7 protein-coding genes are annotated in these 8,322 nt (G+C 39.9%); 2 read left to right on the top strand and 5 right to left on the bottom strand.

Going from position 1 to position 8,322, the window contains the following annotated elements; all coding sequences use genetic code 11:
• Positions 1–209 (top strand): ArsC/Spx/MgsR family protein (locus tag QZ265_RS08325; protein WP_296405229.1); only part of this gene is annotated, 209 nt, incomplete at its 5' end.
• A gap of 201 nt (positions 210–410) precedes the next feature.
• Here QZ265_RS08325 and argB read toward each other — a convergent pair.
• The 5 genes from argB to QZ265_RS08300 all read right to left on the bottom strand — a co-directional run bounded on the left by argB (position 411) and on the right by QZ265_RS08300 (position 7,658).
• On the bottom strand, positions 411–1,322 hold the full coding sequence (gene argB / locus QZ265_RS08320; RefSeq protein WP_296405227.1) for an acetylglutamate kinase: 912 nt from the start codon (positions 1,320–1,322) through the stop codon (positions 411–413).
• Positions 1,323–1,395: 73 nt separating this feature from the next.
• Positions 1,396–3,159, bottom strand: a complete 1,764-nt coding sequence (locus QZ265_RS08315; RefSeq protein WP_296405225.1) for a phosphomannomutase/phosphoglucomutase — start codon at positions 3,157–3,159, stop codon at positions 1,396–1,398.
• Between the two features lie 201 nt (positions 3,160–3,360).
• Positions 3,361–3,825 carry a dUTP diphosphatase gene (gene dut / locus QZ265_RS08310; RefSeq protein WP_296405223.1) on the bottom strand — a complete coding sequence of 155 codons (465 nt, stop codon included), beginning with the start codon at positions 3,823–3,825 and terminating at the stop codon, positions 3,361–3,363.
• 207 nt (positions 3,826–4,032) lie between these two features.
• Positions 4,033–5,424, bottom strand: a complete 1,392-nt coding sequence (locus tag QZ265_RS08305; protein WP_296405221.1) for a magnesium transporter — start codon at positions 5,422–5,424, stop codon at positions 4,033–4,035.
• Positions 5,425–5,618: 194 nt separating this feature from the next.
• The gene (locus QZ265_RS08300; RefSeq protein ID WP_296405218.1) at positions 5,619–7,658 is read right to left on the bottom strand and encodes a UvrD-helicase domain-containing protein; all 2,040 of its coding nucleotides are present in this window, start codon (positions 7,656–7,658) and stop codon (positions 5,619–5,621) included.
• 380 nt (positions 7,659–8,038) lie between these two features.
• On the opposite strand from QZ265_RS08300, the gene QZ265_RS08295 reads away from it, so the two are divergent.
• Positions 8,039–8,272 carry a hypothetical protein gene (locus tag QZ265_RS08295; RefSeq protein ID WP_296405216.1) on the top strand — a complete coding sequence of 78 codons (234 nt, stop codon included), beginning with the start codon at positions 8,039–8,041 and terminating at the stop codon, positions 8,270–8,272.
• Positions 8,273–8,322: the final 50 nt, after the last annotated feature.

Here is an 8,322-nt window from a genome sequence, read left to right as displayed (position 1 = left end):
AGGTACTTAATAAACGTGGTACCACTTGGCGTAAACTAAGCGATGAACAAAAACAGGCAGCCGATAGCAATGTTGATGCAGCGATTGATTTGTTGGTAGAAAATAGCAGTATGATCAAGCGGCCTATCGTTGAGGGCAAGTCAAATGCAAAAGTAGTTCTACTTTGTGGCTTTAACATTGACGAGTTTGAAGAAGCCTTTAAATCATAAAATAGAGCTTAAAAAAATACGTTAATGCATTTACGTTAACGTCTATTTTTAAAGCGACTATTTTATTGGCTATGTTTTTAGCAATGTTTCAAGCTATGTTTTTAACAAGAGATATACTTAGCTAGATAGAATGTAAGCATATTTCAAAGACATGCTTAAACAAAATGCTTTGAAATAGAATTTTTAAAAACCTAACAGCTATTAGTGTTGCTCTGGGTATGAGTCGCGAGAGATAAGTGTACCCACTCCTTCATTGGTAAAGATTTCAAGCAAAGTGGCATTAGGCACACGGCCATCGACAATAACCGCACTTTTGACGCCGCCACGTACTGCATCTAATGCACACTGAATTTTTGGAATCATGCCGCCAGAAATGGTACCGTTTTCTATTAATTGATCGACCTTTGTTGGCGTTAAACCAGTCATTACTTTACCTTCTTTGTCTAATACCCCTTTGATATTGGTTAAAAGCATTAACTTTTCAGCTTGTAAGAACTCAGCTACTTTACCGGCTACTAAGTCAGCATTAATGTTGTAACTGTTGCCGTCATTATCGATGCCAATTGGAGCAATCACTGGAATAAAGTGTGAACCGATTAACATCATAATTACATCTTTATTAACGCTAACTACGTCACCGACATAACCCAAATCAATTTCGCTGATATTACCTTGTTCATCAGTTTTAGTCATTAACAGCTTTTTTGCACGGATTAGATTAGCATCTTTACCAGTTAAGCCAATAGCGTGGCCACCATGTTTATTGATAAGGCTTACAATAGATTTATTCACACTACCGCCTATCACCATTTCAACTACGTCCATAGTCGATCTGTCAGTAATCCGCATGCCATCGATCCGCTTTGATTCACGTCCCAGCTCTTTTAATAAATTGTCCACTTGTGGTCCGCCACCATGTACCACAACAGGGTGTAAACCTACAGTCTTTAACAGAACTATATCACGTGCAAAGGAGCTTTCAAGCTCTGGATCGGTCATGGCATTGCCGCCATATTTGACCACAATAATTTTGTCTTCAAAGCGCTGAATGTAAGGAAGCGCCGTGGTTAATACTTGTGCGGTGGTTTGAGCTTGGGCAAGGTTTAAAGACATGAGGCGCTCTTTTTTTAAAGGTTGGATTGGATAATAAAATGAGGATGAAACATTGTTATTAGTTGTTATTATTTTACTGCTTTACCTGAATGTTGGCTACCTGCTTAGCCAAATCCTGACTAATAGACTGGCATAATTTGACGAAATAGCCTTGAATTTTTTCTAAATCTGATAAAGTATCGCCTGCGAAACGAACCGTTAAACTATTGCTAGTATTCGAAGATCGTATGATACCAAATCCATGACGAAAGTCTAAACGCAGGCCGTCGATAAAGGTTAATTGGGCATCGGCTGGTAGCGGAATTGGAAAATCTTTACTATTGATTCGTAGTTTGCTGCATAACATAGTTAATTTATTCAATATAGGCTGTGAATTTTTATCCACACTAGAAGCTTTAGTATCAGGTGTCACACTATAGGAATAATCTGACAATGGTAGATAGATATCAGGGGTACTCACCGCTTGCGGCAAAGTCGCTATGATTTCGTTGAGCGTAATGGATTGGTATTGTAGCCAGTTCAATAAACGTAAACCTGCATACATCGCATCATCATGTAATAAAAAATGGCCATCATTAAAAATAAAGTGGCCAGACAGCTCACCGGCAAAAAGTATATGAGTGTTAGTAGCGTTTTGTTTGGATTGTAAAGTGCGGCGTAAAATACTACTGCCGGTTTTACTCATCTGGCTTATGGCACCCATTTCTTCAATCAAACCAGATAAATAATGCGAACATTTAACATCAAATACAACAGTTGGGGTACATCTGTTGGAATTGCACAAGCTTGACTCACCACAATCTCCCATTGCGATGTGATCTTCTACGGCAATCCGCGATAGTAAATACAACAAATGATCTGCAACTAAGGGTTTACCCTTATTGTCTACTACCATTAATCGGTCACCATCTCCATCGAAGCTAAGCCCCATATCTGCATTATTGCTGATTACAGCAGCAGTAAGTTCTTGCAGTCGATTGTGTTCCATAGGATCAGGGTTGCCTTTAGGGAAGTTACCATCGGCAGTAGCATTGAGTATGATTAGTTCTGAACACAGGTTACGATGCGAAGTAAAGAAGGGCTCTACAAACTGTCCAGTAGCTCCATTTAAACAGTCGATAACAATTTTAAAGGAGGGCCGTGTTGAAACGGAGGTGGTATGGGCGTCTGTTTTGGTAGAAAGTTTAAAGCCATTGATAGTATCAATTGCTGCAACAGCTTGATTTACATAGCCGTTAATAATATCAGATTGAGATAAATGTACTAACTTTGATAAAGACTGAACCTTTGCTAAAGATTTATCTTGAGTGCTTTTAGTGTTTTTGTGCTGATTCAGTGTTTTGTTTGTTTCAATATGATTGGGGTTATTAGCTATTAAGTTATTTAAATTATCAGCAGTGTATGAGTGATTAAAATTGTTTGAATGGTTAAATAGGCATTGATACAGATGCTGAATTTGTTCTCTACTGGGTGATTCTTTATCAATCAACCACTTTATACCGTTGATATGTGGCTCAGAATGACTGGCCGTAGCAATAACGCCGTGACCTTGATAATTATTGGCCCAAAAAGCCATAATAGGGGTAGTTACTAAACCTAGCCAGATAACCTCTACGGCTTTTGTTTGAAAACTGGTGGCCAATTGTTTGGCTATAGCTTCACTAAAATGACGGGTATCGAAGCCTATTACTATCTGGGTAGCACCTTGCTGAATATAGTAATCAGCAAGCGTATCACTTAAAGCAATGACAAAATCCATAGTGAACAATTTACGCTCACCACGTATATCATATGCTTTAAATAAAGCACGCTGGTCATTAAAGGCAGATAGTGACAAATTAAAGCTCCGATGGGTAATACCCCATTATTATGACTTTATAAACCTTCAATAATAGCACTTTTAAGCATAATAGTTACCCACTAGAGGAATTAAAGAGTTACTATTTTGAGATTTATGAGGCTCAAACCCGTAAAGTATAGCCCTTTAGGTTATGGCAAAAGCTTAAGATCTATTTTAGTTGAGTATGTTGTCATAAAGCTATTGACGGCCAGAATGACCGAAGCCGCCAGCGCCACGGGCACTTAATTCATTAAATTCTTCAACAATTTCAAACTCAGGACGTACTACCGGCACAACCATATATTGAGCCATACGCTCTGCAGGGTTGAGTACAAAATCAATATCGCTACGGTTCCAAACACTTACCATCAGCTCACCTTGATAATCGGCATCGATGAGACCTACTAGGTTGCCCAATACGATACCGTGTTTATGTCCTAAGCCAGAACGTGGCAAGATAATACCTGCATAATTTGGGTCAGCAATATAAATGGCCATGCCCGTTCCTATTAATTTAGTTTCACCCGCCTTAATAGTGATAGGCTTATCAATGCAAGCCCGTAAATCAATACCGGCAGAGCCGTCAGTGGCACGGCTAGGCATTGGAAAATTAGGATCAGTGCCAATTTTTGGGTTTAAGATTTTAACTTGTACAGAGTTCATATCACATCCATTAATTAATTAAAATTTTTGCTCAATAGTAGCCGCTATGATGTATTACATTAAGTAGAATTTATTGTAAGTACAGAACTGCTATTATCAAAAAAGATAGAAGAATACGCTGAAAAGAGTAGGGTACTAAAAAACGTGAGCAGACTAAAGAGCCAGAACGAACTAAAGAACCTAAGCAGACTAAAGAACCTGAGCAGATTAAAGAATAAGTAGGCTCGCCAGTCCTAAAAACGACATAAAGCCGACTATGTCAGTTACCGTGGTTAAGATAACCGATGCCGATAAGGCAGGGTCAATATCCAATCGCTTTAACAATAATGGAATACCGATACCTGACACATTGGCTGCGGTCATATTTATTGCAATGGCACAACCTATTACTAAGCTGATTTTTGGGTCATGGAACCAAAGCTGAGCGATACCGGCCATAACCACAGCCCAAATTACTCCATTGATAGCGCCTACCCAAAGCTCTTTGTTCATTAACCATAAGCGGTTTGAACCCCCGATTTGACCCATTGCTAAGCCCCGGATAACTACTGTTAAGGTCTGGCTGCCAGAGATACCGCCCATACTAGCAACTACTGGCATCAATACTGCTAATGCCACTACTTGGGCCAAAACTTCCTCAAATTGCCCAATTACTGAGGCGGCAAGTAATGCAGTTAATAAGTTAATACCTAACCACACACTGCGGCTTTTTGCACTGCGTAAGATTGGCGCAAACAGCTCTTCGTCATCGCTCACACCCGCTAAGTGCTTCATGGTACTGTCAACATCATCTTGAATAATCTCCATGATGTCTTCTGCATTAAGCTGGCCTATCAATTCGCCAAAACTGTTGACCACTGGGGCATAACGAATATCAGATGAGCGAAATACAGCTGCCGCATCTTGAATGTCCATGCGATCATTGATGGTAATTGCAGGGTCTATCCATTGTTCGACCAAAGAGTTTTGAGGATATTTAATTAGGTCAACTAAGCTTAAAAGACCGAGCAACTGATGACTGGCATCAACCACGATCAGCTCTTGGGTTTGATCATCTAATAAGTCTTCATCTTGACGCAGCCAATTTTGCACCTGCTGCAAACTAATATTACCTTGAATCTGAATGGTGTCTGGATCCATATAGGCGCCGACTTCATACTCTTCATAGGTATTAAGCTGGCTTACTTGTAAGCGAATGTCGTCATCAAGATTGGACATTACCTCAGAGCGAACCTTTTCATCGACCGTATCTAGAATTTCAGCAATGTCTTGAGCATCTAGATCTGCAGCAAGCGTCTCAATCTCATCAGCTTGCATATTTTCCATCAAGGATGGACGGATATCATCGACCACTTCAGCAAGTACCTGACCTTTTACCTCGATAGGTACTTGTTTCCAAATAAGCTGGCGCGAATCATGAGGGAAGGACTCTAATAGGTTGGCAATCTCATATTCTGATTGCTCTTCCAAAAACTCTGCCATCGTGGCTAGATTTCGATCTGCAACCAATCGTTGCATATAAATCAGTTTATCTTCAGCACGATCATAGCTCTCTGCTAGGGTATCTTGTTTGACTGAGTTCTCACTTGGACTGGTCATAGGTGCCCTTAGATTGCTTGAAGAGGGGATTAAGATTTGCAGAAGCTAAAACTATGAAATATATATATTAAGTTTTAGAAAAAATAGCAAAAACAAAAATGACAGGAGTACTTCCTGCCATAAAAACTTTATTTTACAATATTTTAGAAGTTTTGCATGGTTAGTCTACGATATTGAAAGCCTAAATCGGCATATTATCGGTTTTTTTGTTTTAATAACGCTTTGATATTGGACATATATTCACTGGCTACCAAGGCAGGATCTCGCTCCGCTTTTTTCTTTTTGGCATTGGCAGGCCAATCAAGATGCTCCTCTGGTAGCTCTTCTAAAAAACGACTTTGAGTAGTGGTTCGCATTTGGCCACCGCCCCGGCGCTGCGCTGCTAAAGTTAAGGTTAACTCTCGGCGAGCACGGGTAATACCCACATACATCAAACGGCGCTCTTCCTCAATGGTCTCGCCAATAATAGAATTACGGTGCGGTAAAAGCTCTTCTTCCAGCCCCATGATATAGACATAATCAAATTCTAGACCTTTAGCAGCATGTAAGGTCATTAGGTTAACCTTGTTGGTATTCTCTTCTTCTTGCTGCTGCTCGAGCATGTCTAATAGCACCAGTTTACGAATTACCGCATCAATAGTCTTGTCATCATCATCTTCAGCACGGTTAATGAGCGATTGAATACTAGTATAGAGCACTTCGATGTTATCGAGGCGTCCTTTTTCTTGTTGCGGCGTTTTTGAATCACCGCGAACAAAGTCAATATAACCCGTTTCATCAATCATCTGGCGTACCAAAGGTATTGGGTCTGGGTGCTGATCAAGCTCACGGGTGTAATGCTCAATAAAGTCGCCAAACTCTTTTAAGGTACTATAAGCTTTGATCGGCAATACATGGGACAGCCCACCATGGGTACAGGCTGCCAAAAGTGAAATAGTGTGCTCTTGAGAAAAAAGCCCCAGCTTTTCAAGGGTGGCGGGACCTAGTCCTCGCTTCGGGGTATTAACGATACGCAAAAACGCACTGTCATCTTCAGGGTTCAAAATTAAACGCAAATAGCCCATTATATCCTTGATCTCGCTACGCGAAAAAAAGGATTGGCCGCCAGATAACTTATAAGGTACTTGAAATTGGCGCAGCTGCGCTTCAAGCATACGTGCTTGAAAGTTACTACGATATAAAACCGCGTATTGCTCCCACTCATTACCATTACGCAGTTTGTGCGCCACAATCTCTTTGGCAACGCGCTCAGCTTCATCGTCATCATTACGGCAATTGATGATACGAATTTTTTCACCTTGTCCCTTATCCGACCACAAGGCTTTTTCGAATAAATGCTCATTATTCATAATTACATTGTTAGCAGCATTTAGAATACGGTTCGTTGAGCGGTAATTCTGTTCTAATTTAATGACCTTTAACTTAGGAAAATCTTCTTTTAATAGCGCCATGTTCTCAGGACGAGCACCGCGCCAAGCATAAATAGACTGGTCATCATCACCTACTACCGTAAATTTACCAGTTGAGCCAACAATTAGTTTGATAAGCTCATACTGAGCAGTGTTGGTATCTTGATACTCATCAACCAGCAAGTAGCGGATACGGTTTTGCCATTTATCACGCAATTGAACATTTGCACGTAAGATCTTGGCCGGTAGAACAATTAGGTCATCAAAGTCGACCGCATTATAAGCCCGCAGATTACGCTCATATAAAGCATAAAGCGTGGCAAAAATCATATCCTCTGGATCCTCTAATGTATCCATTGCTTTATCTGGCTCAATTAAGTCGTTTTTCCAATCAGAAATAAACTTAATCGCCTTGCCCACAAGTTCTCGACTCTCCGCGCCAGATAGATTGTCACGCATCATCAATTCCATTAATAAGCGCTTACTGTCATCGGCATCCATGATAGAGAAGTTGCCTTTTAAGGGAGTATGTATTAGCTCATAACGTAAAAACTGTAACCCAAATTGGTGAAAGGTAGACACGGTAAGACCACGCGTCTTTTCTTTCGGCATAAGGGAGGTAACTCGAGATTTCATTTCACGAGCAGCTTTATTGGTAAAGGTCACAGCGGTGATACGCTCAGCAGGAACATTGCATTGTTCAATTAGATAAGCGATTTTTTGAGTAATGACCGAAGTTTTGCCTGAGCCTGCACCCGCTAATACGAGGAGGGGACCGGACACATAAGTCATAGCCTCTTGTTGTTTGGGATTAAGCTTACTCATGGCACACCTTTATTTTATTACTAGAGGGCACTGCATACTTAATATGCAGAGTGGTTATTATAGGGGTTGAATATGAAATGACAACATCTTTAAATCGAACTCTCAATCTTACTTAATATAAGTTTTAAAAGTTTTACAGGCAGGTTTGGTAAATATAGTTTTATTTATTAATCAAGATATATGGTCATTAAAGGTATGACTATTAAGTTGTTATTTAATCATTCTAATACCCTTACTTATATTATGGATATAACCTATAATGTAACGAAGCCGTTAAATAAGAGCAAAATTCTAACGATTTTATTTAAATTCTGAAACTTATTTATTTAAATAAATTGAGCTTTACTACCTAGAACTTAACAACTTGATTCGAGGATACTATGATTAAACGTCAAGCATTACTATTGACCACGTTAGCTGCTACTTTTAGCATGACACCAGCTATGGCTGAAACAGCTGGCACTTGGACATTGGGTGTAGGTGCAGGGTATGTAGAACCAGATAGCGACAACGGTACCGTTAATACTGGATCTTCTGCATTTGGTTTGTTAGGAGTTGATATAGATTCTGATGTACGTCCTACTATCACTGGTGAATATTTTGTAGCAGACTGAGCTATGCTGAAGAAACCGTAGAGATAAACTTGGTAAACTAGTGACTCAAT

Source organism: Psychrobacter sp., assembly GCF_018260395.1.
Classification (GTDB): domain Bacteria; phylum Pseudomonadota; class Gammaproteobacteria; order Pseudomonadales; family Moraxellaceae; genus Psychrobacter.
The sequence above is the reverse complement of the archived record's forward strand: the minus strand, read 5'-3'. Positions and strand labels throughout refer to the sequence as shown.

Coding starts and splice junctions, on each gene's coding strand:
- QZ265_RS08300 (WP_296405218.1), bottom strand. CDS start 7,658: ATGAGTAAGCTTAATCCCAAACAACAAGAGGCTATGACTTATGTGTCC.
- QZ265_RS08295 (WP_296405216.1), top strand. CDS start 8,039: ATGATTAAACGTCAAGCATTACTATTGACCACGTTAGCTGCTACTTTT.
- dut (WP_296405223.1), bottom strand. CDS start 3,825: ATGAACTCTGTACAAGTTAAAATCTTAAACCCAAAAATTGGCACTGAT.
- QZ265_RS08305 (WP_296405221.1), bottom strand. CDS start 5,424: ATGACCAGTCCAAGTGAGAACTCAGTCAAACAAGATACCCTAGCAGAG.
- argB (WP_296405227.1), bottom strand. CDS start 1,322: ATGTCTTTAAACCTTGCCCAAGCTCAAACCACCGCACAAGTATTAACC.